Origin of the sequence: Solicola agrisoli, from assembly GCF_049059935.1 — a bacterium.
Lineage (GTDB): Bacteria > Actinomycetota > Actinomycetes > Propionibacteriales > Nocardioidaceae > JAURVT01.
On the sequence record NZ_JBMGQR010000002.1, the window covers coordinates 99697 to 124242 of the forward strand.

At 71.0% G+C, this 24546-nt stretch carries 21 protein-coding genes and 3 tRNA genes; 17 read left to right on the forward strand and 7 right to left on the reverse strand.

Translation table 11 applies throughout. The features are described 5' to 3' along the window. Positions 1 to 46: 46 nt before the first annotated feature. Positions 47 to 123, forward strand: a tRNA-Arg gene (locus ACI6PP_RS01560). Between the two features lie 201 nt (positions 124 to 324). On the opposite strand, the gene ACI6PP_RS01565 is transcribed toward ACI6PP_RS01560, so the two are convergent. After that, entirely contained in the window at positions 325 to 1110 is a 786-nt protein-coding gene (locus ACI6PP_RS01565) for a DsbA family protein (protein WP_421108480.1), read from the reverse strand. A 133-nt stretch (positions 1111 to 1243) separates the two neighbouring features. Between ACI6PP_RS01565 and orn the strand changes: the two genes are divergently transcribed. From orn to ACI6PP_RS01590, 5 genes are all read left to right on the forward strand, one after another. After that, a complete protein-coding gene (gene orn, locus ACI6PP_RS01570) occupies positions 1244 to 1855 on the forward strand; it encodes an oligoribonuclease (protein WP_421108482.1) in 612 nt (203 codons plus the stop codon). Between the two features lie 74 nt (positions 1856 to 1929). After that, a tRNA-His gene (locus ACI6PP_RS01575) sits at positions 1930 to 2005 on the forward strand. Positions 2006 to 2024: 19 nt separating this feature from the next. Next, the gene (locus ACI6PP_RS01580) at positions 2025 to 2948 is read left to right on the forward strand and encodes a cation diffusion facilitator family transporter (RefSeq protein ID WP_421108484.1); all 924 of its coding nucleotides are present in this window, start codon (positions 2025 to 2027) and stop codon (positions 2946 to 2948) included. Positions 2949 to 2985: 37 nt separating this feature from the next. After that, the gene (locus ACI6PP_RS01585) at positions 2986 to 4125 is read left to right on the forward strand and encodes a molybdopterin-dependent oxidoreductase (RefSeq protein WP_421108485.1); all 1140 of its coding nucleotides are present in this window, start codon (positions 2986 to 2988) and stop codon (positions 4123 to 4125) included. Continuing rightward, positions 4125 to 4550, forward strand: coding sequence for a hypothetical protein (locus ACI6PP_RS01590; RefSeq protein WP_421108487.1), 426 nt, complete (start codon positions 4125 to 4127; stop codon positions 4548 to 4550). Before ACI6PP_RS01585 ends, ACI6PP_RS01590 begins: the two co-directional genes overlap by 1 nt. A gap of 36 nt (positions 4551 to 4586) precedes the next feature. Here the strand turns inward: ACI6PP_RS01590 and ACI6PP_RS01595 are convergent, their stop codons facing one another. From ACI6PP_RS01595 to ACI6PP_RS01605, 3 genes are read right to left on the reverse strand one after another with little or no spacing between them, the layout of a single operon-like run. Beyond that, positions 4587 to 6314 (reverse strand): glycerol-3-phosphate dehydrogenase/oxidase, encoded by a 1728-nt coding sequence (locus ACI6PP_RS01595; protein WP_421108489.1) that lies wholly within the window; start codon positions 6312 to 6314, stop codon positions 4587 to 4589. Between the two features lie 28 nt (positions 6315 to 6342). After that, positions 6343 to 7866 carry a glycerol kinase GlpK gene (gene glpK / locus ACI6PP_RS01600; RefSeq protein ID WP_421108491.1) on the reverse strand — a complete coding sequence of 508 codons (1524 nt, stop codon included), beginning with the start codon at positions 7864 to 7866 and terminating at the stop codon, positions 6343 to 6345. Positions 7867 to 7890: 24 nt separating this feature from the next. Further along, positions 7891 to 8712, reverse strand: coding sequence for an MIP/aquaporin family protein (locus ACI6PP_RS01605; RefSeq protein ID WP_421108492.1), 822 nt, complete (start codon positions 8710 to 8712; stop codon positions 7891 to 7893). A gap of 114 nt (positions 8713 to 8826) precedes the next feature. On the opposite strand from ACI6PP_RS01605, the gene ACI6PP_RS01610 reads away from it, so the two are divergent. From ACI6PP_RS01610 to ACI6PP_RS01625, 4 genes are all read left to right on the forward strand, one after another. Beyond that, positions 8827 to 9585, forward strand: coding sequence for an IclR family transcriptional regulator (locus ACI6PP_RS01610; RefSeq protein ID WP_421108494.1), 759 nt, complete (start codon positions 8827 to 8829; stop codon positions 9583 to 9585). Next, positions 9582 to 11093, forward strand: coding sequence for a glycerol kinase GlpK (gene glpK / locus ACI6PP_RS01615; protein WP_421108495.1), 1512 nt, complete (start codon positions 9582 to 9584; stop codon positions 11091 to 11093). Before ACI6PP_RS01610 ends, glpK (ACI6PP_RS01615) begins: the two co-directional genes overlap by 4 nt. 132 nt (positions 11094 to 11225) lie before the next feature. Beyond that, positions 11226 to 12794 carry a phytoene desaturase family protein gene (locus ACI6PP_RS01620; protein WP_421108497.1) on the forward strand — a complete coding sequence of 523 codons (1569 nt, stop codon included), beginning with the start codon at positions 11226 to 11228 and terminating at the stop codon, positions 12792 to 12794. A gap of 59 nt (positions 12795 to 12853) precedes the next feature. Beyond that, a tRNA-Lys gene (locus ACI6PP_RS01625) sits at positions 12854 to 12926 on the forward strand. 83 nt (positions 12927 to 13009) lie between these two features. Here ACI6PP_RS01625 and ACI6PP_RS01630 read toward each other — a convergent pair. After that, positions 13010 to 13702, reverse strand: coding sequence for a hypothetical protein (locus ACI6PP_RS01630; protein ID WP_421108499.1), 693 nt, complete (start codon positions 13700 to 13702; stop codon positions 13010 to 13012). 20 nt (positions 13703 to 13722) lie between these two features. Further along, positions 13723 to 14178: a hypothetical protein gene (locus ACI6PP_RS01635; protein ID WP_421108501.1), complete on the reverse strand. Its 456-nt coding sequence runs from the start codon at positions 14176 to 14178 to the stop codon at positions 13723 to 13725. A gap of 387 nt (positions 14179 to 14565) precedes the next feature. Between ACI6PP_RS01635 and ACI6PP_RS01640 the strand changes: the two genes are divergently transcribed. The 7 genes from ACI6PP_RS01640 to ACI6PP_RS01670 all read left to right on the forward strand — a co-directional run bounded on the left by ACI6PP_RS01640 (position 14566) and on the right by ACI6PP_RS01670 (position 23443). Next, a complete protein-coding gene (locus tag ACI6PP_RS01640; RefSeq protein ID WP_421108503.1) occupies positions 14566 to 15966 on the forward strand; it encodes a 3' terminal RNA ribose 2'-O-methyltransferase Hen1 in 1401 nt (466 codons plus the stop codon). Further along, positions 15963 to 18518, forward strand: coding sequence for a polynucleotide kinase-phosphatase (locus tag ACI6PP_RS01645; RefSeq protein ID WP_421108505.1), 2556 nt, complete (start codon positions 15963 to 15965; stop codon positions 18516 to 18518). Before ACI6PP_RS01640 ends, ACI6PP_RS01645 begins: the two co-directional genes overlap by 4 nt. A gap of 2 nt (positions 18519 to 18520) precedes the next feature. Continuing rightward, entirely contained in the window at positions 18521 to 19246 is a 726-nt protein-coding gene (locus ACI6PP_RS01650; RefSeq protein ID WP_421108507.1) for a potassium channel family protein, read from the forward strand. Positions 19247 to 19278: 32 nt separating this feature from the next. Further along, entirely contained in the window at positions 19279 to 19659 is a 381-nt protein-coding gene (locus ACI6PP_RS01655; RefSeq protein ID WP_421108509.1) for a hypothetical protein, read from the forward strand. A gap of 67 nt (positions 19660 to 19726) precedes the next feature. Continuing rightward, complete coding sequence (locus tag ACI6PP_RS01660; protein WP_421108510.1) at positions 19727 to 21649, forward strand: glycosyltransferase; 1923 nt, start codon at positions 19727 to 19729, stop codon at positions 21647 to 21649. Continuing rightward, positions 21627 to 22721, forward strand: a complete 1095-nt coding sequence (locus ACI6PP_RS01665; protein ID WP_421108512.1) for a hypothetical protein — start codon at positions 21627 to 21629, stop codon at positions 22719 to 22721. The genes ACI6PP_RS01660 and ACI6PP_RS01665 overlap by 23 nt, the downstream gene beginning before the upstream one ends. Further along, the gene (locus tag ACI6PP_RS01670) at positions 22718 to 23443 is read left to right on the forward strand and encodes a hypothetical protein (protein WP_421108514.1); all 726 of its coding nucleotides are present in this window, start codon (positions 22718 to 22720) and stop codon (positions 23441 to 23443) included. Before ACI6PP_RS01665 ends, ACI6PP_RS01670 begins: the two co-directional genes overlap by 4 nt. Here ACI6PP_RS01670 and ACI6PP_RS01675 read toward each other — a convergent pair. Then, on the reverse strand, positions 23389 to 24543 hold the full coding sequence (locus tag ACI6PP_RS01675) for an FUSC family protein (protein ID WP_421108516.1): 1155 nt from the start codon (positions 24541 to 24543) through the stop codon (positions 23389 to 23391). The genes ACI6PP_RS01670 and ACI6PP_RS01675 overlap by 55 nt on opposite strands. Positions 24544 to 24546: the final 3 nt, after the last annotated feature.

The following is a 24546-nucleotide window of genomic DNA, read 5'->3' on the forward strand; positions in this document are numbered from 1 at the left end:
TATGTGCTGCCGCACGTCCGCGCGCCGCCGATACGCTGACCCGCACGCGCCTGTAGCTCAGCTGGATAGAGCAGGAGCCTTCTAATCTTCAGGTCGCAGGTTCGAGTCCTGCCAGGCGCACCACCGCTCAGCATCCATCAGCTGGAAGAACAGGCGCCGTTCTCATCTTCAGGTCGCAGGTTCGAGTCCTGCCAGGCGCACCGAAGCACCCACACACACAACCCGCGATCCGTCGGTTCTGCGGGCACCATCCGTCACTTCGGCCGGTCGGAGACCAGCAGAACTGACGGATCGGACCAGCCGAACCGACGGATCGTGGGGGGGTCAGCTGCCCTGGGCGGCGGTGATGGCCTTCTGCAGGTCCTCGGCGGTGGGGACGCCGCCCTGCGCGCCGTTGGTGACCTTGCCGTCGACGAGGACGGTGGGCGTGCCCTGGACGTCGTTGTCGCGCGAGGCCTCGGTCGCCTCCTCGGTCCACTTCTCGTAGGTGCCGTCCTTGATGCACGACTCGGTCTCCAGGCCGCCGGCCTGACGGGCGTAGTCGGCGAGCTGGTCGTCGGTCAGGCCCGCGCCGCCCTCGGCGGGCTGGTTCGTGTAGAGGATCTTCTGCAGCTCGTGGAACCCCTTGGCGCCGGCGGTGTCGACGACGCACGCGGCGGTGTTCGCCGACCGCGTGGAGTACTGCGTGCTGCTGGCGTTGTTCAGGAACGCGATCGGGCGGTACTCGATCTCGATGGCGCCCGAGGCGACCTGCTGGTCGAGGAAGTCACCGTTGGCCTCCTGGAAGGCCTGGCAGACCGGGCACTGGAAGTCCTCGTAGATCGTCACGTTGACCGGCTCGGCAGCACCGGCGCTCGGCTCACTGCCCGACGCGGCCTGGTCGTACACGATGCCGTAGTCGTCGGTGGTGTTCTTGGGCTGCGCGGCGGGGTCGTTGCTCTTGCCCACCTCGTTGACGATCGCGAACGCGGCGACGGCCACCAGCACCACCACGATGGCCATGATGCCGAGCGTGATGCCGTTGCGGCGGCGCTTCTCGGCGCGCTCGCGCTCCTTGCGCATCTGCTCCGCGCGCTGCTGACGCTCGTTCTTGCCACTGTTGCTGGCCACGCTGGGGTGCTCCGATCGGCGGGGTCGTGAGGGTCCGGTCCGCACAACGAACGACGTGCCCCACAGGTTCCGGAGCCCGAGGACGGACCACTCCAGCGTATCCAGGCCGCGTCCACCACCTAGTCTGAGGGGCGTGAACGACAAGCTGGTGTGGATCGACTGCGAGATGACCGGCCTCGACCTCGGCGCCGACGCGCTCGTCGAGGTGGCGGCCCTGGTCACCGACTACGAGCTCAACGTGCTCGGCGACGGCGTCGACCTGGTGATCAAGCCCCCGCAGGAGGCCCTCGAGCAGATGAACGAGGTCGTCACCACGATGCACACCACGTCCGGGCTCATCACCGAGCTCGACGGCGGCATCACCCTGGCCGAGGCCGAGGACGCCGTGCTCACCTACGTCAAGGAGCACGTGTCCGAGCCCCGCAAGGCCCCCCTGGCGGGCAACTCCGTCGGCACCGACCGCGCGTTCATCGCCCGCGACATGCTCGACCTCGAGGCCTGGCTGCACTACCGCATCGTCGACGTCTCCTCGATCAAGGAGCTGTCGCGCCACTGGTTCCCGCGGGCCTACTTCGCCTCGCCCAAGAAGGCCGGCAACCACCGTGCGCTGGCCGACATCCAGGAGAGCATCGAGGAGCTGCGGTACTACCGCCAGGCCGTCTTCGTGCCCGCGCCCGGGCCCGACAGCGAGACCGCGCGCGGCCTGGCCGCACAGGTCGCGGGATCACTGACGAACCCCTCGTGATCCCCCGGTCCGGAGCGCCCACGGCAGCCGCTATGCTTCTCGGCGTCGCATCCGGTGCACGCCGGACGCGCATGGTGGGTGTAGCTCAGCTGGTAGAGCACCGGCTTGTGGTGCCGGTGGTCGCGGGTTCAAGTCCCGTCACTCACCCCACATCGACGACGACGGTGACATGAACGTCACCGTCGTCGTCGCGTTCGGGGCCAACCTGCTCATCGCGCTCGCCAAGTCGGCGGCCGCGCTGCTGACGGGCTCGGCATCGATGGTCGCCGAGGCGGCCCACTCCTGGGCCGACACCGGCAACGAGATCTTCCTGTTCGTCGCCGACAAGCGCTCGCAGCGCCGCCCCGACCGCTCCCACCCGCACGGGTACGGACGCGAGGCCTACGTCTGGTCGATGTTCGCCGCGGTCGGGCTGTTCGTCGCCGGGGCCGCCGTCTCGATCGTCCACGGCATCCAGCAGCTGTCCGCCGAGGAGGCCGCCGAGAACTACACGATCGCCTACGTCGTGCTCGGCATCTCGTTCGTGCTCGAGGGGACGAGCTTCCTGCAGTCCTACCGGCAGCTGCGCGGCGAGGCCGCCGACACCCACACCGAGCTGCTCGAGCGCGCGCTGCAGACCTCCGACCCGACGCTGCGCGCCGTGTTCGCCGAGGACTCCGCCGCACTGATCGGCATCGTCATCGCCCTGGCGGGCATCGGCCTGCACCAGGCGACCGGCGACCCCGTCTTCGACGCGGTCGGGTCGATCCTGGTCGGTCTGCTGCTCGGCGTGGTCGCGTTCGTCCTGATCGACCGCAACCGCCGCTTCCTGGTGGGCGAGGGCGTCACGGACGCGATCGAGCAGACCGTGGTCGACGCGCTCGAGGAGATGGACGAGGTCGCGAGCGTCGGCTACCTGCACATGGAGATCGTCGGTCCGCACCGCGTCTACCTGGTGGCGAGCGTCGACCTCGTGGGCGACGAGAGCGAGTCGAGCGTCGCCGACCGGCTGCGGGCGCTGGAGGAGCGGCTCGAGCAGCGCGACGCCGTCGTCGAGGCGGTCCTGACGGTCTCGCGTCCGGGGCACCCGCCCGACGCCGACCTCGACGACTAGCCAGCCCCGTCGCCCGGCGCGTGAGACCCTGGGAGACGTGCGACTGCCCCGCGTGGAGGACTTCGAGGACCGCCTCCGCGTCCCGGAGGTGACGTCCCGCGTGGGCTCGGTCCTCGGCGTCGCGTTCACCGTCTGCTTCCTGACCGGGCTGTGGAGCCACTGGCAGTACGGGCCGCCGGGCTGGCTGACGATCCCGACGAGCCCGGCCTGGCTGTACCGCGTCACCCAGGGCACCCACGTGCTCAGCGGCACCGTCGCGATCCCGCTGCTGCTGGTGAAGCTGTGGTCGGTGTTCCCGCGGCTGTTCCAGCCGCCGGTGCTCAAGCCCGCGGTGCCCGCCCTGCTGCACGTCCTGGAGCGCGTGTCGATCCTGGTGCTCGTCAGCTCCGGCATCTTCCAGCTCGTCGTCGGGATGCTCAACACGATCCAGTGGTACCCGTGGAGCTTCAGCTTCCGCTCCACCCACTACGCCGTCGCGTGGGTGATGATCGGCGCGCTCGCGGTGCACGTCGCGGTGAAGCTCCCGGTGATCCGTCGCTCGTTCTCGCACCCCGTCGACGTCGACGAGCCGCCCGCGGCCTCGCGCCTGTCGCGACGCGGCCTGCTGCGCGCCACCTGGGTCGCGGCCGGCCTCACGTTCGTCCTCAGCGCCGGCCAGACCGTCCCGCTGCTGCGCAAGGTGTCGGTGTTCGGGGTCCGCTCCGGCGACGGCCCGCTCGGCATCCCGATCAACCGCACCGCCGCGGCGGCGGGCGTCCCCGGCGGCTCGACGGGTGACGCCTGGCAGCTCGAGCTGTCGTACGCCGGCCGCACCGTGACGATGGACCGCGCCGACCTCGAGGCGATGACCCAGCGCACCCACACCCTGCCGATCGCCTGCGTCGAGGGATGGAGCGCGTCGGGCGACTGGACGGGCGTGCCGCTGCGCGACCTCGTCGAGTCGATGGGCGCCCCGGCCCGCTCGCGCGTCTTCGTCACGTCGCTGCAGACCCGCGGCGCGTTCGCGACGTCGGAGCTGCCCGCCCAGTTCGTCGACGACGAGCGGACACTGCTCGCGCTGCGGCTGTCGGGCGAGCCCCTCACGCTCGACCACGGCTACCCGGCACGCATCATCGCGCCCAACCGCCCCGGCGTCCTGCAGACCAAGTGGGTCACGAAGCTGGAGGTGGCGGGCTGATGGGCACCACCGTGACGCGCGGCGTCCTGCTGCTGGCCGGCCTCGCCGCCGGCGTCTACGGGGCCGTCCTGCTGCTGCAGCTCGACTTCTCCCGCCTGCTCTCCACCGTCATCTGGCTCGCCGGCGGCGTGGTGGCCCACGACTTCGTCTTCGCCCCGGTCGTCGTCGTGCTCGGCGTGCTCCTGGCTCGGGTGCTGCCCGACGCCGCGCGCCGTCCCGTCGCGGTGGCCGTCGTCGTCTGGGGCACGGTCACCGTCGCCGCGATCCCGGTGCTGTCGGGCCAGGGCGGCAAGCCCGACAACGCCACCCTGCTCGACCGTCCGTACTGGACCGCCTGGCTCGTCCTCACCGCGCTCGTCCTCGTCGCGACCGCCGTCGCGTCCGTCCTGGCCTCGCGCCGCGCAGCACGACGCCCCCGCACCTGACGGGCAGGCGCGGGGGCGTCGTGGTGGTGCGGTGCGTCAGCCGGTCGTGACCGGGACGACGTCCGGCGCACCCATGCGGGCGGCGTCGGCGGTCTCGTCGTCGGGCATCTGCTGGCTCTGACGCTCGGCCTCGACGCGCTTGAGGTAGTGGTCCACCTCGCGCGCACGCTGCTCGTCGTCCCAGGCCAGGGACGCGCCCATCAGCTGGGCGACCTCCTCGGTGACGCCGGTGCCGCGATCGAACTCCTCCATGGAGATCCGGGTGCGGCGGGCGAGGACGTCGTCGACGTGACGCGCGCCCTCGAACTCGACGGCGTAGACGACCTCGGCGCGGAGGTAGTCGCCGGCGCCGGTGAGGGGCTCGCCGAGCGTCGGGTCCTTGGCGACGAGCGCCAGCACCTCGTCGATCAGGCTGCCGTACCGGTTGAGCAGGTGCTCGATCCGCGTCTCGTGCAGGCCGCTGCGTCGGGCGAGCAGGTGACGCTGGTTCCACAGCGCCTCGTACCCCTCGGCCCCGAGCAGCGGGATGTCCTCGGTGACGCTCTTGGGCACCCGGCGGTCGAGCTGCGACTCCAGGCCGTGGACGGCCTCGTCGATCGCGTCCTCGGCCATGATCCGGTACGTCGTGTACTTGCCGCCCGCGACGACGACGAGACCCGGTGCCGGGTGGCTCACCGCGTGCTCGCGCGACAGCTTGGACGTGGCCTCGGACTCGCCCTCGAGCAGCGGGCGCAGGCCCGCGTAGACGCCCTGCACGTCGGCCCGCGTCAGCGGCGTCTCGAGGACGGCGTTGACGTGGTCGAGCAGGTAGTCGATGTCGCTCTCGGACGCCGCCGGGTGGTCCTTGGACAGCGACCAGTCGGTGTCGGTGGTGCCGATGATCCAGTGGGACCCCCACGGGATCACGAAGAGCACCGACTTCTCGGTGCGCAGGATCAGGCCCGAGCTGCTGCGGATGCGGTCCTTGGGCACCACGAGGTGGATGCCCTTGGACGCGCGGACGTGGAACTGCCCGCGCTGGCCGGCGAGGTTCTGCGTGTCGTCGGTCCAGACGCCGGTGGCGTTGACCACCTGGCGCGCCCGCACCTCGTACACGCGGTCGGACTCGAGGTCGGCCACCTTGGCGCCGACGACGCGGTCGCCCTCCTTGATCAGCTCGGTGACGCGCGCCCGCGACGCGACGTGCGCGCCGTAGGCCGCGGCCGTGCGCGACAGGAACATCGTGTGACGGGCGTCGTCGACCTGCGCGTCGTAGTACTTCAGGGCGCCGACGAGGGCGTCCTTGCGCAGCGACGGGGCGATCTTGCGCGCCCCGCGACGGGTCAGGTGACGGTGCAGCGGGACGCCCGCGCCGTAGCCGGACGCCTTGCTCATCGCGTCGTAGAGGGCCACGCCGGAGCCGGCGTAGAAGCGCTCCCAGACCCGGTGCTGCAGCGGGTAGAGGAACGACACCTCCTTGACCAGGTGCGGCGCCAGCTTCTGCAGGTTGAGCCCGCGCTCCTTGAGCGCCTCGGCCACCAGGCGGAAGTCGAGCATCTCCAGGTAGCGCAGCCCACCGTGCATCAGCTTGGACGAGCGGCTGGACGTGCCGGACGCGAAGTCGCGCGCCTCGACCAGCCCGACGCTCAGCCCGCGCGTGGCGGCGTCGAGCGCGGCGCCTCCCCCGACGACTCCACCGCCGATCACGAGGATGTCCAGCACCTCGCTCTCCATGGCCGCGAGCGCCTCTTCGCGCGCGGACGGTGACAGTGCGACGGTCCTCATCAGGTGGTTCCCTCCATCGGTCTGGTTGTCACTGGACGTCGACCCAGTCGAGCGTCCTCGTGACGGCCTTCTTCCACTGGGTGTAACCAGTCTCGCGCTGGTCTTCATCCCAGCTGGGCTCCCAGCGCTTGGACTCGTTCCAGTTCTCGCGCAGCTCGTCGGTGTTCTTCCAGAACCCGACGGCCAGGCCGGCCGCGTAGGCCGCACCCAGGGCGGTGGTCTCGGCCACGACCGGACGGCTGACCGGGACGCCGAGGATGTCGGACTGGATCTGCATGCACAGCTCGTTGGCGGTGACGCCGCCGTCGACCTTGAGCACCTCGAGCACCACGCCGGAGTCCTTCTCCATCGCCTCGGCCACGTCGCGGCTCTGGTAGCAGATCGCCTCGAGGGTGGCGCGGGCCAGGTGCGCGTTGGTGTTGAAGCGCGACAGCCCGACGATCGCGCCGCGGGCGTCCGAGCGCCAGTACGGCGCGAACAGGCCGGAGAAGGCGGGCACGAAGTAGACGCCGCCGTTGTCCTCGACCTGCTTGGCGAGCGACTCGGACTGCGCGGCACCGGAGATGATGCCGAGCTGGTCGCGCAGCCACTGCACGGCCGAGCCGGTGACGGCGATCGAGCCCTCCAGCGCGTAGACGCACGGCTCGTCGCCGAACTTGTAGGCCGGCGTGGTGAGCAGGCCCGACTTGCTGCGGACGATCTCGGTGCCGGTGTTGAGCAGCATGAAGTTGCCGGTGCCGTAGGTGTTCTTGGCCTCGCCGGGCGCGAAGCAGACCTGGCCGACGGTGGCGGCCTGCTGGTCGCCGAGGATGCCGGTGATCTTGACGGCGCCGCCGAACGGTCCGTTCTCGAGCGTCTCGCCGTAGCCCTCGGGCACCGACGACGACTTGATCTCGGGCAGCATCTGGCGCGGGATGTCGAAGAAGCCGAGCAGCTCGTCGTCCCACTCGAGGGTCTCGAGGTCCATCAGCATCGTGCGGCTGGCGTTGGTGACGTCGGTGACGTGCACGCCGCCGTTGCGGCCGCCTGTCAGGTGCCAGATGAGGTACGAGTCGGTGTTGCCGAAGATGGCGTCACCGGCCTCGGCGGCCTCGCGCACGCCGTCGACGTTCTCCAGGATCCACTGGATCTTGCCGCCGGAGAAGTACGGCGCCGGGGGCAGGCCGGCCTTCTGACGGATGACGTCGCCGCGTCCGTCGCGGTCGAGCGCGGTGGCGATGCGGTCGGTGCGGGTGTCCTGCCAGACGATCGCGTTGTAGTACGGACGGCCGGTGTTCTTGTTCCACACGACGGTGGTCTCGCGCTGGTTGGTGATGCCGAGCGCGGCGAGGTCCTCGTGGGTGAGACCGGCCTTGTCCATGGCGGTCTGGATGACCGCGGACGTGCGCTCCCAGATCTCCGTGGGGTTGTGCTCCACCCAGCCCGCCTGCGGCAGGATCTGCTCGTGCTCGAGCTGGTGGCGGGCGACCTCGTTGCCGCCGTGGTCGAAGATCATGAAGCGGGTGCTGGTGGTGCCCTGGTCGATCGAACCGATGTAGTCAGCCATGGTCATGCTCCTTGTCGAGGGTGGGGGCGGTCAGGAGACCGTGTCGCCGGTGGGGTTGTTGCTCGCGGGCAGGACGTCCTCGGGCAGGTAGGGCTCGATCATGAACTTGAAGATCGCGCCGCCGATGAGTCCGCCGATGATCGGCGCGATGATCGGGAGCCAGAAGTACAGCTCTGGACCGTTCGCCGACTCGAACGCCCCGGAGTATCCGGTGATGAACGACGCCAGGCGCGGACCGAAGTCGCGGGCCGGGTTGATCGCGTAGCCGGCGTTGGAGCCCCACGCCATGCCGAGACCGACGACCAGCAGGCCGACGAGCAGCGGCGCCATGTTCGACAGCGGGCCGTTGTTGGCCGCCGTGGTGAGGGCGAAGATGACCAGGACGAGGATCGCGGTGCCGACGATCTGGTCGAGGAACGCGGTCGGGATCGAGATGCCGGCGCCGGGCGACGTCGACCAGATGCCCTGCGTGGCCTTGGTGTGGCCGGGGTCGATCTTGGCGATCGCGTCGGCGTAGGTGACGCGGACGATGAGTCCGGCGACGAACGCGCCGAGCGTCTGGGCCACGACGAACGGGCCGACCTTGCGCCACTCGAAGCCCTTGAAGGCGGCCAGCGCGATGGTGACCGCGGGGTTCAGGTGGGCGCCGCTGAGACGGGCGGCGACGTACACACCCATCGTCACGCCGATGCCCCAGGCCCAGGCGATCGAGTCGTAGTTGCCGGCCGTCGAGTCCGGTCCGGGGCCGCCCCCGGTGACGACCTGGGCGACGACGCCCACGCCGAACAGGATGAGGATCATCGTGCCGAGGAACTCGGCGATCAGCTCCCCGGTGTACGCGTTCTTGTTCACGGAACCCTCCAGTCCGTCGGCCCCGCACCGTTGCGGGGTGTCCCGAAACTAGGAGGCGGTGTGACGAGGGTCAACGAGGGCCGTTCGACAATCCCGAACGCTAGGGTGTGAGGCGTGCCCGGAGCCCTGCAGTCCGTCGAGCGCGCCGCCGCCGTCCTGCGCGTGCTGGGTGGCGCCGGACGTCCGCTCGAGCTCGCCGAGATCGCCGCCGTCCTCGACCTGCCCAAGACCACCGCGTTCGGCCTGGTGCGCACGCTGCGCGACGTCGGCTTCGTCGACCAGCCCGCACCGGGATCGGCCTACACGCTCGGCAGCGGCCTGACCGACCTCGACCGGCTCGGACTCGACCCGCACGACCTGCGCTCGCACGCCACCAACTGGGCCGACGCGCTCGCGGCCCACGTCCGGCTCGAGGTGCTCGTCTCGATGCCGCAGGGCGACGACGTGCGCGTCGTCCACCACGTGTTCCGCCCCGACGACACGGCGCAGGCGCTCCGGGTGGGCGAGTCGCTGCCCCTGCACGCCACGGCCACCGGCAAGGTCGTGCTGGCGACGACGGCCTCGCGCGGCGCGCGTCCGTCCACGCTGGAGCGGTTCACCACGCGCACCGTCCGCACGCGGGCCGAGCTGGAGGGCGAGCTGCAGCGGGTGCGCCGTCAGGGCTGGGCGTCGGCGCTCGGCGAGCACCAGCCGGGCGTCGGCAGCGTCGCGGTGGCGTTGCGCGGCCTCGGCGGCCTGGCCGTCGGCGCGGTGGCCGTCGTCGGCCCCGTCGACAAGGTGTTCGCGTCCGGTGGCGCGGCGCGTCCCGAGGTCGTGCGCGAGGTGCGCGCGACCGGCCGGGCCATCTCGCGGGCGCTGGTGGCGCCGTCGTGAGCCGGGCGCTGATCGCGGCGATCGACCAGGGGACGACGTCGACGCGCTGCATGCTGTTCGACCGGCAGGGGCAGACGGTGTCGCTCGCCCAGCGCGAGCACCGCCAGGAGTTCCCGCGGCCGGGCTGGGTGCAGCACGACGCCGACGAGATCTGGCGCAACGTCCAGCGCGTGGTGCCCGCCGCGCTGGCGCAGGCGGGTGCGTCGCCGTCCGACGTGGTGGGCCTGGGCATCGCCAACCAGCGCGAGACCACCGTCGTGTGGGACCCGCGGACGGGACGCTCGCTCGGCCCGGCGATCACCTGGCAGGACACCCGCAGCGCCGAGGTGGTCGAGCAGCTGGTGGCCGACGGGCACGAGCCGCTGGTGCGCGAGCTGACGGGCCTGCGTCCCACGACCTACTTCGCCGGCCCGCGGCTGCGCTGGCTGCTCGACAACGTCCGCGGGCTGCGGGAGAAGGCCGACGCGGGCGAGCTGCTGTTCGGCACCATCGACTCCTGGCTGATGTGGAACCTCACCGGCGGCCCGGACGGCGGCACCCACGTCACCGACGCCACCAACGCGAGCCGCACGATGCTGATGGACCTCGACACCCTGCAGTGGGACGACCGGCTGCTCGCCGCGATGGACCTCCCCCGCTCGGTGATGCCCGAGATCCGCTCCAGCGCCGAGGGGTACGGCACGTGCGCGTCCCTGCTGCCCGGCGTCCCGCTCGCCGCGGCGCTGGGCGACCAGCAGGCCGCGCTGTTCGGGCAGACCTGCTTCACCGCCGGCGAGGCCAAGTGCACCTACGGGACCGGTGCGTTCCTGCTCGTCAACGCGGGCACCAAGCGACCGACGTCCACGCCGAGCCTGCTCACCACCGTCGGCTACGTGCTCGGCGACGACGACCCCGTCTACGCCGTCGAGGGCTCCATCGCGATGGCCGGGTCGCTCGTGCAGTGGTTCCGCGACTCGCTCGGGATGATCCGCACCGCCCCGCAGATCGAGACGCTCGCGCGCAGCGTCGACGACAACGGCGGCTGCTACATCGTCCCGGCGTTCTCGGGTCTGTACGCGCCGCGCTGGGAGCAGGACGCGCGCGGCGTCATCGTCGGGCTCACCTCGTACGTGGGCCGCGGGCACCTGGCGCGCGCCGTGCTGGAGGCCACGGGCTGGCAGACCTACGAGGTGGTCGAGGCGATCCGTGCCGAGGCCGGCATCGAGCTGGCCGCGCTTCGCGTCGACGGCGGCATGACGTCCAACCACCTGCTCATGCAGTTCGTCTCCGACGTGCTCGACGTGGGCGTCGACCGTCCGCTGGTGTCCGAGACCGTGTGCCTCGGCGCGGCGTACGCGGCCGGATTGACGGTCGGCTACTGGTCCGACCTCGCCTCCCTGCAGCGCAACTGGCACCGGGCGGCGTCGTGGCAGCCGGACATGGACGCCGGCCTGCGCCGCAGGGAGGCGTCGCGCTGGAACCGCGCGGTGGAGCACGCCCTGGGCTGGGCGGGCCACGAGGACGGGTGACGTCCCGCGGCCGGGGGTCCCCACGACTAGGCGAGCTCCGGCCCGTCCGCGCGCGGCGGACGGGCCTGACGTCACCGGATCGTGAGGATCGACCCGGGAGCCCTACGCTCTGGCCATGACGATCGAGCGCCAATGAGCGAGCACGCAGACGTGGTGGTGGTCGGGGGCGGCCACAACGCCCTCGTCGCCGCGACCTACCTGGCCCGCGCGGGACTGCGCACCGTCGTGCTGGAGCGTCTGGACGCGACGGGCGGCGCCGCCGTCAGCGTCGAGCCGTGGGCGGGGGTGCCGGCGCGGCTGTCGCGGTACTCGTACCTGGTGAGCCTGATGCCCGAGGCGCTGATCGCCGACCTGGGCCTCGACCTGGACCTGCGCTCGCGCCCCACCGCGTCCTTCTCCCCCACGCTGCGCGACGGCGTGGCCGACGGGCTGCTGGTGGAGTCGGTGCCGAGCCAGGCGACGTCCGAGTCGTTCCTGCGCCTCACCGGCGACGAGTCGGCGTACACGGCCTGGGAGCGCTTCTACGACGAGGTGGCCGGGCTCGCCGAGGTGGTGGCGCCGACGTTCCTGCAGCAGCTGCCTCGCGCGTCCCGTCTGCGCGAGGACGCCGAGACCGCCACGTGGGACGCGATCGTCGAGCAGCCCCTGGGGCAGACGATCGAGCAGCGCTTCCACGACGACCTCGTGCGCGGCGTCGTCGCCACCGACGCCCTGATCGGGACGTTCGCGTCGCTCAACGACGCGTCGCTGATCCAGAACAAGTGCTTCCTGTACCACCTCGTCGGCAACGGGACGGGTGAGTGGCGCGTGCCCGTCGGTGGCATGGGCGCCGTCACCGGCGAGCTCGCCCGCGCCGCCACGCACGCCGGCGCCCAGCTGCGCACCGGCTGCACCGTGACGTCGATCCGCTCGGACGACGACGGCGCGCAAGTGACCTTCGCCGGACCTGACGGGGAGACGACGATCGACTGCGACTGGGTGCTCTGCGGCGCGGCCCCGGCCGTCCTCGACGAGCTGGTGGGCCGCGAGGTGCGCTCCAAGCCCAGCGGCGCACAGCTGAAGATCAACCTGCTGGTGGACCGCCTGCCTCAGCTGGCCAGCGGCATGGACCCCGAGACGGCGTTCGCCGGCACCCTGCACCTGGGCGAGAGCTACTCCGAGCTCGAGACGGCCCACGCCGAGGCCGCGGCGGGCAGCGTCCCGTCCCGGATGCCGGGCGAGACCTACTGCCACACCCTCACCGACCCGTCGATCCTCGGCGCCGAGCTGGCCGCGTCCGGCGCCCACACGCTGACGTACTTCGGCCTGCACACCCCGTCCGAGCTGTTCGAGACCGACCCGGTGGGCCAGACCAAGCTCGCCGTCGAGCGCGCCATCGCCGAGATGGACCAGCACCTCGCCGAGCCGCTCGAGTCCGTCCTCGCCCACGACGCCGACGGCCGCCCCTGCATCGAGGCCAAGAACCCCCTCGACATCGAGCTTGCCCTCAACATGCCCGGCGGCCACATCTTCCACGGCGACCTCGCCTGGCCGTGGCTGTCGAGCTTGGACGCGGCCGAGACCCCGGCCGAGCGCTGGGGCGTCGCCACCCCCCACCCGCGGGTGCTGATGTGCGGCAGCGGTGCCCGTCGCGGCGGCGCCGTCAGCGGCATCGCGGGCCACAACGCCGCCCACGCGGTACTCGATTTCATCCGGGGCTGACCGTCCTGCTACAGTCTCTCCTCGTTGCCCGGAGGCTCTCGCCAGCGTCCGGGCGACATGCGCCATTAGCTCAATAGGCAGAGCAGCTGACTCTTAATCAGCGGGTTCGGGGTTCGAGTCCCTGATGGCGCACATCATCTCAATCAGCCCCCACCCTTAAAGGGTGGGGGCTGATTTCTTGGGTCGTCGCCAGACCTCGCACGGGTCAAACCCAGTCATCCCTCAGCAACGAGTGCCTTCGTAATCTCCGCGCGAAGTTTCTGGACGAGGTCGTCGTTGCTGTCGAAGATCACGAGTTGGCGAGCACGAACATCGAATGGGACGTCTTCCGGTCTACTCGCTACAAGAATGGTCGTCTTCCCTAGCGTTTGCGCAATCCCCAGTTCGTACATCACATTGGGATTCCGACCGTTGATATTTGCAACGATTATCCGTGCACGGACGATCATTTGCACTATATGTGAAAATACATCCTCGGGCCTAAAGTCCTCATCCCCACGCACCGCCCGCATGCCTATGCCATCACAAGCCTCCTTCACAGCCGTAAAATCGGCCGCATAAGACTGGTGAAAGGGCGTCAGAACAAACACCAGTTGCGGATCCCCACGCAAATCAGCATCCCGCACATTGGCGCTCGCAACGATTGGCGAATCTACTAGGCGCGGACTCCGTGCAGACGATCCTTGAACACTCTGCGACGCCAACAACAGGTGGTTTGCGTCCCGCCAACGCTCTTCCGTTGAGACCAGTTGACTATTCAGATCATAAATTTTCCCTTCTAACGACCTGCGCATCATTTCGAGTTCAATCTGGCGTCTTTCGTGGTCGTAGTTGCCCTTACGCACCCGCTCGTAAATGAGCAGCATCGCAAGGACGAATGCCAGGATAGGCGCCACGACGGCAGCCACTACTGAGAGCGTCGATCCTGTCATGCCTTCATTCCATCCTGAATGTAGCTCACTATGTAAACAAGCAGTCCAACTGTTATAAAGAGGTTGATAGTCAGCGGCACAAAGAGCATGCCTATGCGGCTCTCCGTGAAAAATCGGTCGCTTCGCCTAGACAGGAAGACAGCCACCGCACCAACTATCATGCTAGCAACAAGCAACGCAAGATCCCTCTCGTCAACGTCCTGGGTGACCACTAGCAGGCCAGCCACCAACGAGACCGCAAGAAAGGAAATGTCGATCGGCAGTGATAGCAACTGCTTTATAAAGTCCGGAAAGGAGACTTCCTTATCGATCATGACTCGCATTGCAAACTTGTAAGCCAGAATAAGGGCTGGCACCCATAAACCCGACACCGTGCCCGTCCATCCTGGCGTCGAGCCGCACCCGTCACCGTCTAGTTCTCCGCCGAGCCAACGATAGAGCATCGCAGCCATCTTGATCGCGCTCTGGACACGTCGCTGCCATCACCAAGCGGCAGCACTTAGCCAGTTCTCCCAGGCGCCAGCGGCTGGGGTCATCACGGGAGTACGGGGCGTACATCAGCGGCAGGTCGCCATGGCCCGCTTGCGGGCATAAGTGAGCTTGGGACGGCACCTGTCTGAGCGCCGACGTCGACGAATGGCAGGCCCGACGCCGCGGTCGGCACCGCGGCGAAATGCTCGGGCGGTAAGGTCCATCGGCTCACCCTCGTGGGAGTGATAGCAGCCGGCCCCGTGTTGTTGCTCGCCGAAGAGGTTTCCTGCACACTCAAGCGCTTATGGGGGGCACCTGGCCAGCTAATCGCGGTCGTGCCGCGTGGGCGCGTCCGACAGGATGGTGCGGTGTACCTGACCCTCACCTCGACGTCGACCCCGGCGACCGACCTCGGCTTCCTGCTCCACAAGCACCCCGAGCGGGCGCAGAGCCTCGACGTCCTCGCCGGCCGGGCGCACGTGTTCTACCCCGAGGCGAGCGACGAGCGGTGCACCGTCGCCCTGCTGCTGGAGATCGACCCGATCGCGCTGGTCAAGGGCCGCCGGGGGCAGCGGGACGCGTTCTCCCTCGGCCAGTACGTCAACGACCGGCCGTACGCGGCGTCGTCGATGCTCGCCGTGGCGATGGGCAAGGCGTTCCGGACGGCGATGGCCGGGCGGTGCGACGCGCGTCCCGACCTGGTCACCCAGGCCCTCCCCCTGACGATCCACGTGCCGACGCTGCCCAGCGCCGGCGGCGCCGACCTCGTCCGCCGGCTGTTCGAGCCGCTGGGCTGGACGGTCGACGCGCGCCCGATCGCGCTCGATGAGACGGTGCCGGCGTGGGGCGGCTCCCGCTACGTCGACCTCACGCTGACCGGCGACGTCGTGCTGGCCGACGCGCTGAGCCACCTGTACGTCCTGCTTCCCGTGCTGGACGACGCCAAGCACTACTGGGTCACCGGCGACGAGGTCGACAAGCTGCTTCGCGCCGGCGGCGACTGGCTGGGCGCGCACCCCGAGCGCGAGCTCGTCACCCGCCGCTACCTCAAGCACCAGCGCGACCTCGTCCTCGACGCCACCACGCGGCTCACCGAGCTCGACGGCACCGTCGACGAGCCCGCACCCGACGACGACCGCGAGACCCTGCCGCTCGTCGTCACGCGGCGGCGCACCGTCGTCGAGGCGCTCAGGGCCGAGGGCGCGTCGCGCGTCGTCGACATGGGATGCGGCGAGGGCGCGCTGCTGCGCGACCTGGTGCGCGACCCCGCGTTCGGCGAGGTGGTGGGCGTCGACGTGTCCGCCCGCGCGCTCGAGGTCGCCGAGAGGCGGCTCGACCTCGACCGCCTGCCCGACACCCAGCGCAGCAAGCTGACGCTGGCGCAGTCGTCGCTGACGTACCGCGACGACCGCTTCGCCGGGTACGACGCCGTCGTGCTGATGGAGGTGGTCGAGCACCTCGACCCCGAGCGGCTGCCCGCGCTCGAGACCACCGTGTTCGCGGGGTTCCGGCCGCGCACGGTCGTCGTCACCACGCCCAACGTGGAGCACAACGTGCGCTACGAGCACCTGCCCGCGGGGACGTTCCGCCACCGCGACCACCGCTTCGAGTGGACGCGCGCCGAGCTCGCCGCGTGGGCCGAGGGCGTCGGCGCCCGTCACGGCTACGCCGTCCGCTACGCCCCCGTGGGCGACGACGACCCCGAGGTCGGCCCACCCACCCAGATGGCCGTGTTCACCCGCATCGAGACCAGCCAGGCGGCATCGTGACCGAGCCCCACACGAACGAGCTCAGCATCCCCGAGCTGAGCCTCGTCGCCCTGGTGGGCCCGTCCGGCTCGGGCAAGTCCACCTTCGCGCGCCAGCACTTCAGTGCGTACGAGGTGATCTCCAGCGACGTCTGCCGCGGACTGGTGTCCGACGACGAGAACGACCAGTCCGTCACGTCCGACGCGTTCGACGTGCTGGGCTTCATCGCCGGCAAGCGCCTGGCCCGCGGGCGCCTGACGGTCGTCGACGCCACCAACGTCCAGCGCGACGCCCGCCGCAGCCTCGTCCAGCTGGCCAAGGACCGCGACGTGCTGCCAGTGGCGATCGTGCTCGACCTGCCCGAGAGCGTCTGCGTCGCCCGCAACGCCGAGCGGCCCGACCGCGACTTCGGCGCGCGCGTCGTCAAGCGCCAGGCCGAGCAGCTGCGGCGGTCGATCCGCGGGCTGCAGCGCGAGGGGTTCCGCCAGGTGCACGTGCTGTCGAGCGTCGAGGAGGTCGAGGCGGCGACGATCGTCCGCGAGCGGCTGCGCAACGACCTCCGCGACGAGCACGGGCCGTTCGACGTGATCGGCGACGTGCACGGCTGCCGATCCGAGCTGGAGACGCTGCTCGGGAAGCTGGACTACGCCCTCGTCCGCGACGACGCCGGCCGCGCCGTCGACCTCACCCACCCCGCCGGACGTCGGCCCGTGTTCGTCGGCGACCTCGTCGACCGCGGCCCCGACTCCCCCGGCGTGCTGCGCCTGGTCATGGGTGCGGTGAAGGCCGGGCACGCGCTGTGCGTGCCGGGCAACCACGAGGCCAAGCTCGTCCGCGCGCTCGACGGCAGGAAGGTGACGGCGTCGCACGGGCTCGCCGAGACGCTCGACCAGCTCTCGCGCGAGGACGACGCGTTCGTCGCCGAGGTGCGCGAGTTCTGCTACGGCCTCGTCTCCCACCTGGTGCTGGACGACGGCCGACTCGTGGTCGCGCACGCCGGGCTGAAGGAGGCGTACCACGGCCGCGCGTCCGGACGGGTGCGCAGCTTCGCGCTCTACGGCGACACCACGGGCGAGACCGACGAGTTCGGCCTGCCCGTGCGCCTGCCGTGGGCCGACGACTACCGCGGCAGCGCGATGGTGCTCTACGGCCACGTGCCCACGCCGCAGGTCGAGTGGATCAACGGCACCATGTGCCTCGACACCGGCTGCGTGTTCGGCGGCGAGCTGACGGCGCTGCGCTACCCCGAGAAGGAGGTCGTGGCGGTGCCGGCCGAGCGGGTCTGGCACGAGCCGAGCAAGCCGTTCACCACCGGGCCCGCCGCGCGCGAGCCCGACCAACTGAGCGTCGACGACGTGCTGGGCAAGCGCGTCGTCGAGACGTCGCAGCACGGCCGGGTCACGATCGGCGAGGAGAACGCGGCCGGCGCGCTCGAGGTGATGAGCCGCTTCGCGCTGCACCCGCGCTGGGTGCCGTACCTGCCGCCGACGATGGCGCCCGTCGCCACCTCGGCGCGCCCCGACCTGCTCGAGCACCCCGACGAGGCGTTCTCGGCGTTCGCGAGCCAGGGCGTCACGCGGGTGGTCTGCGAGGAGAAGCACATGGGCTCGCGGGCCGTCGTGCTCGTGTGCCGCGACGCCGACGTCGCCGCGTCACGCTTCGGCGCCACCGGCGGCGAGACCGGAGCGGTCCACACCCGAACCGGCCGCACGTTCTTCGAGCGCGACCTCACTGAGGAGCTGCTCGGACGGGTGCGCGCGGCTGTCGATGCCGCCGGGCTCTGGGACGAGCTGGGGACGGGCTGGCTGCTGCTCGACGCCGAGCTGCTGCCGTGGTCGGCCAAGGCCGGCGAGCTGCTGCGCGACCAGTACGCATCCGTCGGTGCGTCCGCGCGGTCGTCCCTGGCTGCGGCCGCCGACGGACTGCAGGCCGCCGCCGACCGCGGCGTCGACGTCACCGACCTGCTCGGACGCACGCGGGCACGCGCGACCGACGCCGACCTGTTCGTCGACGCCTACCGCCGCTACTGCTGGCCCGTCGACGGGCTCGACGGCGTGCAGCTCGCGCCGTTCCAGGTGCTCGCCACCCAGGGACGGACGTACGCCGAGCGCGAGCACGCCTGGCACCTCGACGTCGCCGACCGGCTGGTGGCCGCCGACCCGTCGACGTTCCGCACCACCCGTCGCCTCTTCGTCGACACCGCCGACGCGGCGTCGCTCGCCGAGGGCGTGGCGTGGTGGGAGCAGCTGACGGCGGGCGGTGGCGAGGGCATGGTCGTCAAGCCGGCGACCAACCTGACGCGCGGGAAGAAGGGGCTGGTCCAGCCCGGCCTCAAGGTGCGTGGACGCGAGTACCTGCGGATCATCTACGGCCCCGACTACACCGAGGCCCAGCACCTGGCGCGGCTGCGTGACCGCAACCTCGGGCGCAAGCGCTCGCTCGCCCTGCGCGAGTACGCGCTCGGGCTCGAGGCGCTCGAGCGGCTCGCCCGCGACGAGCCGCTGTGGCGCGTCCACGAGGCGGTGTTCGCGGTGCTGGCGCTGGAGTCCGAACCGGTGGATCCTCGACTGTGACCATGAGCGAGCGGCGGGCGCGCTGGCGCCGGCGCGCCTTCTGGCCGCTGACGGTGTCGGCGGTGGTGTTCCTGGCCGCGTACGCGTGGCCCATCCTCGACCCCGACCTGCCGCGGCACTGGGTGGTGCTGTGCCGCACCGCGACCACGGTGACGTGGGCGGTGTTCGTCGTCGACTACGTCGCGCGGCTCGTGATGGCGCCCGACCGGCGCAGGTTCGTCCGCACCCACCTGCTCGACCTCGCGGTCGTCGTCCTGCCCCTGCTGCGACCGCTGCAGCTGCTGCGGCTCGTCACGTTCCTGCACGTGCTCAACCGCTACGCGACGGGCTCGTTCCGCGGACGGGTCGCGGCGTACGTCGCCGGCGCCACCGTGCTGGTGGTGTTCGTCGCCTCGCTCGCGGTGCTCAACGCCGAGCGCGGCCGGCCCGGCGCGAACATCGAGACGTTCGGCGACGCGCTGTGGTGGGCGATGACGACCATCACCACGGTCGGGTACGGCGACTACGCCCCCGTCACCGTGACCGGACGCATCGTCGCCGCGGTGCTGATGCTGTCGGGCATCGCCCTGCTCGGCGTGGTGACCGCCGGCCTCGCGTCGTGGCTGATCCAGCGCGTCAGCCAGGTCGACGAGGACGCCGAGCAGGTGACGCGCGGCGACGTCCGTGCGCTGCGCGAGGAGATCACCCGGCTGCGGGCCGATGTGGAGCGACTCCGCCGGGATCCCTGACACCCCGCGTCCGCGGGAGTAGCGTCGTCGACGTGGACGAGGAGGCCGGTGAGCTCGCGTGCCGCTTCGCCGCGGCCCTGGCCGCCAAGGACCGCGACGAGTTGTGCGACGTCCTCGCCGCCGACGTCGACTTCCACGGCATGACGCCGGGCCGCACCTGGAGCGCGCCCTCGTCGGCGGCCCTGGTGGACGACGTGCTGCTCGGGGCCTGGTTCGAGCCCACCGACCGGATCACCGACCTGGTGTCGGTCGAGACCCACGCGGTGATGGACCGGACCCACCTCACCTACCAGCTGACGGTCCTGAACGTCGACGGGCTGCACCTGGTGGAGCAGACCGCCTACCTCACCGAGTCGGCCGGCCGGATCGACTGGATGCGGCTCATGTGCAGCGGGTTCCGTCCGGTCCACTGATCGTCGTGTCTCTCCGGGAATCCTCAATTCCTACACAAGATGAGGTAAAAGCCATCACTATGTAGTAGTGAGCAAGCACCGAGCACCGACCCTGGGCGAGGCCCTCGTGACGTCAAGCCTGCTCACCGAGAGCCAGCGGGACTGGGCCCTGGACGTCGCCACGACCCACAAGTGCCGCCTCGGCGAGGTCCTCGTCGCGTCGGGCCTGGTCCGGCGGGTGGACCTGTTCCGGGTGCTCGCCGACATGTGGGGCTACACGCTGATCGACCTGGTGCGCGAGCCCGTCGAGGCCGGGGTGCTGCAGGGGCTCGACCCTCGCCGCCTCGCCGACCAGGGCTGGGTGCCGGTACGCCGCGGCCGCGTGGGCGCCACCGGCACGGAGTTCGTCCTCGTCGCCACCAGCGAGCGCCCGACGCCCGCCCTGCGCGCGACGGTGGAGCAGGCACTCGCGACACCGGTGCAGTTCCAGGTGACCACCGACTGGGACCTGCGCCACGCCCTGCACGAGGGCTTCCGCGACGAGATCGTCGAGCAGGCCACGATGGGGCTGTGGCAGCGCGAGGCCACCCAGTCCGCCCGTACGACGGTGCTGGGCCGGCAGAAGCTCGGCATCGTCCTCACGCTCGTCGCGATCGCGGTGGCGGCCGTGCTCGCGCCGCTCGCCACGGCCAAGACCGCGATGGCGGTCGTCAGCCTGGTGTTCCTCGCGTCGGTGCTCTTCAAGTACGTGGTGTGCCTCTCGGGCGCCAAGCGCGAGAACCACGTGCAGGTCACCGACGCCGAGGTCGAGGCGCTCGACCCCGGTGACCTCCCCGTCTACACCGTGCTCGTCCCCGTCTACCGCGAGGCCAACGTGGTGGCCGACCTGATCGCCAACCTCGGCGCGCTCGACTACCCGGCCGAGAAGCTCGAGATCCTGCTGCTCCTGGAGCAGGACGACGACGAGACGATCGCCGCGGCCAAGGCGGCCCGTCCGCCCGAGACGGTGACCTTCGTGATCGTCCCCCCGGGCCACCCCCAGACCAAGCCCAAGGCCTGCAACGTCGGCCTGTTCTTCGCCCGCGGCGAGCACCTGGTGATCTACGACGCCGAGGACAAGCCCGACCCCGACCAGCTGAAGAAGGCCGTGCTCGCGTTCCGCCGCGGCGGCGACGACCTCGTCTGCGTCCAGGCCGCCCTGAACTACTGGAACGCCACCGACAACTGGCTGACCCGGATGTTCACCCTCGAGTACTCGTTCTGGTTCGACTACATGCTGCCGGGCCTGGACAAGCTCCACCTGCCGATCCCGCTCGGCGGCACGTCCAACCACTTCCGCACCGCCGACCTGCGCGAGCTCGGCGGCTGGGACCCCTTCAACGTCACCGAGGACGCCGACCTCGGCATCCGGGCGTCGGCGCTGGGCAAGACCGTGGGCGTCGTCAACTCGACGACGTTCGAGGAGGCCAACCGGGCCCCGGGCAACTGGGTGCGCCAGCGCTCGCGCTGGATCAAGGGCTACCTGCAGACGCTGCTCGTCCACGCCCGTCAGCCCGGCAGGCTCGTGCGCAAGGCCGGGCCCGTGCAGGTCGGCGCGTTCGCGCTGCTCATCGGCGGCACCCCGGCCACGTTCCTGTGCACCCCGCCGCTGCTGGCGCTGTTCGTCGCGTCGCTCGTGGTGGGGCCGTCGGCCCTCGGCGGGCTGTTCGGCGGCTGGGTGCTGTGGGTCAGCCTGTTCAACCTGATCGCCGGCAACGGCCTGATGATCCACATCTCGATGATGGGCGCCTTCAAGCGCCGGCGGTACGAGCTGGTGCCGTGGGCGCTGCTCAACCCCGTCTACTGGCTGCTCCACTCGATCGCCTCGTACAAGGCGCTCTGGCAGCTCATCACCAAGCCCCACTACTGGGAGAAGACGACCCATGGTCTCAGTACTGCCGAGCCCGACCACGTCACCGTCGAGCCTGCCGGGGCCCTCGGTCGTCCCCATGCGGAGCCTGTGGCCGGCTAGCCCGAGCCGCCGCTGGACGCTGCGCGCGGCCCTGGCCGCGCCCCTGGCCGTCGCGGCGTGGTGGGCCTCGCACCAGGGGTTCGTCAGCGCCGCCAACGAGCGCTTCGCCCTGCACGCCGAGGCCCTCGTCGCCGGCGGCGCCGACCTGTCCGGGCTCGGCTGGGCCTACCCACCGCTGCCCACCCTGGCCGCCGCTGCCCTGCCCGGTGGTGCGCTGAGCCTATCGCTGGTGGCCTGCCTCCTGGCGGCGTTCGCGCTGCAGCGGGTGTGGGCGCTGCTGGTGCAGCGCGACCTGCCGCACCTGCTCGTCGGCGCGCTGCTCGCGACCGTCTTCGCCGTGCCGGCCGTGGCGTACGTGGCGAGTCAGTCGATGGCGGCCATCGGCTCGCTCGCGCTCCTCACCGTGGCGCTCGAGGGCGTCGCCTGGTTCACCCTCGCCCGCCAGACCGAGGCGGGGTTCATGGTGGGACTCGCGCTCGCCGGGGCCTTCTTGTTCGACCCCCTGGCCATCTTCTTCGCCATCGCCGTGGCCGCCATGTCGGTGCTCATCGCCCGCGACCGGTTCCGCGACGAGCCCGGCGCCGCCACGGCCACCGTCGCGGTCATGGTGTTCCCCGTGATGTTCCTGGCCGTGGCCTGGTCGTTCCTGCAGTGGCAGTTCACCGGCTCGGCCCTCGGCTGGGTGCTCCTCACCGACGACGCGCTGCAGTTCACCCACGGAGTCGTCGGTGGCCTCGGGATCGCCGCGGCCGAAGTGGGGCTCACCGTGCTCGTCAGCCCGCTGTTCGTCGTCGTGGCGCTGCTCTACTGGCGCCAGCCGCTAACGGTCCTGGCGCAGCTGGTCGTCGTCCCGGTGATGGTGATGGCGCTGTGGTTCCAGCTGCCGCTCACGGCGGTGTCGGTCTACCTCCTGTGCACCCTGGTCGCGCTCACGCACGTGCCGCGCGACCTCACCCGACGCCTGCAGGTGCTGATCGGCGTCGTCGCGCTCGTGCAGGTGGCCGCGGTGTGGGCGGTACCGCCCGTCAGCGACGGATTCGAGCAGTGGCTCGCTGTGCTGGGGGCGTCATGACCCTCACGCCCGCCCGCCTGAGCCAGGTGACGGTGCTGGTGGCCGAGCGCCGCACCGAGCTGTTCGCCGGCACCCGCTCCGCGGCCGACGCCCGCGCCCTCGCCTCGATGCTCGACCTCGCCTGGGTCGCCGGCCTGCTCGACGACCTCGACGGCGCCAGCGCGCCGTCCCGGCTGCCGGAGGTGTGGGCGGGCCTCCACGCGTCGACCTGGTCCCGGCGCCTGAGCGACCTGAGGGCGCGCTGCACCGCCGTCGAGCCCTCGTTGCACCGCCGGCTGGCCGGTTCACCGCGGAGGGTCACGGCCGCCGAGCGCGAGCTGGTCCGCACCGTCGCGTTCCTCGCCGACGGCGCCCTCACCGGACCGGGGTGGCACGCGCTGCTCCCCCTCGTCTGGACACACGTCGTGCTCGGGCCCGGCGACCTGCTCGCCATGCCGCCGCGCGGCCGCGCCCTCGTGCTGGACGGCGCGTGGGTGGAGGTCGTCGCCGACGTCACCCACCCCGTCGCCGACGACGCACCGCGGCGACTGGGGACCGTCGCGCGCGGACCGCTGGACGTCGCGCACGAGCCGCTGTCGGGCCTCACGGTGACCGTCGGGCGCTCACCGGTGTCGGTGTCGGTGTCGGTGCCCTGCGGGCAGGCGACCTGCACCGGCCACGCGACACGTCAGCTGAAGTGGAGCCACTCGTCCACCTCGGGCGCGCTGGCCCCCATGGCGTAGAGCAGGTCGGCCGCGAGCGAGCGGATCTGGGCGACGGTGGCGGCGGTGTTCATCGTCGCGGCCTTGGGCAGGGCGCGGGTGGCGGCGCGGGCGGCCTCGACGAGGAGGTCGCGGGCCTCGTCGAAGTCGTGCTGCTCGGCGAGGTCGTCGCCGAACGTCCGGACGGCGCGGGCGAGCGTGGAGACGGCGAGGTCCATGCCCTCGGGTGACGCCTCCCGCTGGCGGAGCATGGTGTGGACGCGGCGCGACAGCACGCGGGAGTCGCGCACCGCGTTGTCGATGTCGCGGATGGCGTCGGCGTAGAGGCGGACGTGCTCGCGCTGGCCCCAGCGGATCGGCGAGATGCGCGAGACCTCGTCGGCTACCGACACCGTCGACGTCAGTCCTTCGACGGTGGGCTGCATCGCGCGGCCCTGCTGCAGGGCCGTCCACGCGGGGCCGGGGTCGTGGTAGCGCAGCGACTCGGCGACGAGGTCGAGCAGCTGGGCCAGCCCGACGACCACCGACTGGACGTCGCGGTCGATCTTGCGCACCGGGTTTCCGGGCAGCACCACCGAGATCAGGACGCCGATCAGGCCGCCGACGAGGGCGTCGACGAACCGGTTGATCGCCGGGTTGCCGCTGCCCGTGATCGGGACGACGGCCGCCAGCAGCACCGCCGACGTCGCCGACTGCGTGCGCGCCAGCCCCTTGAGGCCGAGGAAGATCGCGGCCGTCACCGCCAGCGCCACGACGATCCCGATCTGCCAGCCGCCGCGTCCGATGATCGAGATGATGATCTCGCCCACCAGGATGCCGAGCGAGACGCCGAGGATCAGCTCGATGACGGTGCGGCGTCGCTGCCCGACGCTCGCGATGATGGTGATGATCGCCGCGATGGGCGCGAAGAACGGCTGCAGGTGGCCGAAGACGAGCGTGGCGATGTACCACGACACCGACGACGCCAGCGCGAGCTGGAGGATCGTCGTCCGCTGCTGCTTGAGCACGGCCCACCGCTTGGACAGCGGCGCCGGGACCCGTCCGCGCGGACGGTCGACGACGTGCGTGGCGTCCGGCGACAGCGGACGACCCAGCCGCCTCCACCGCGGTCCGGTCGCCATGGT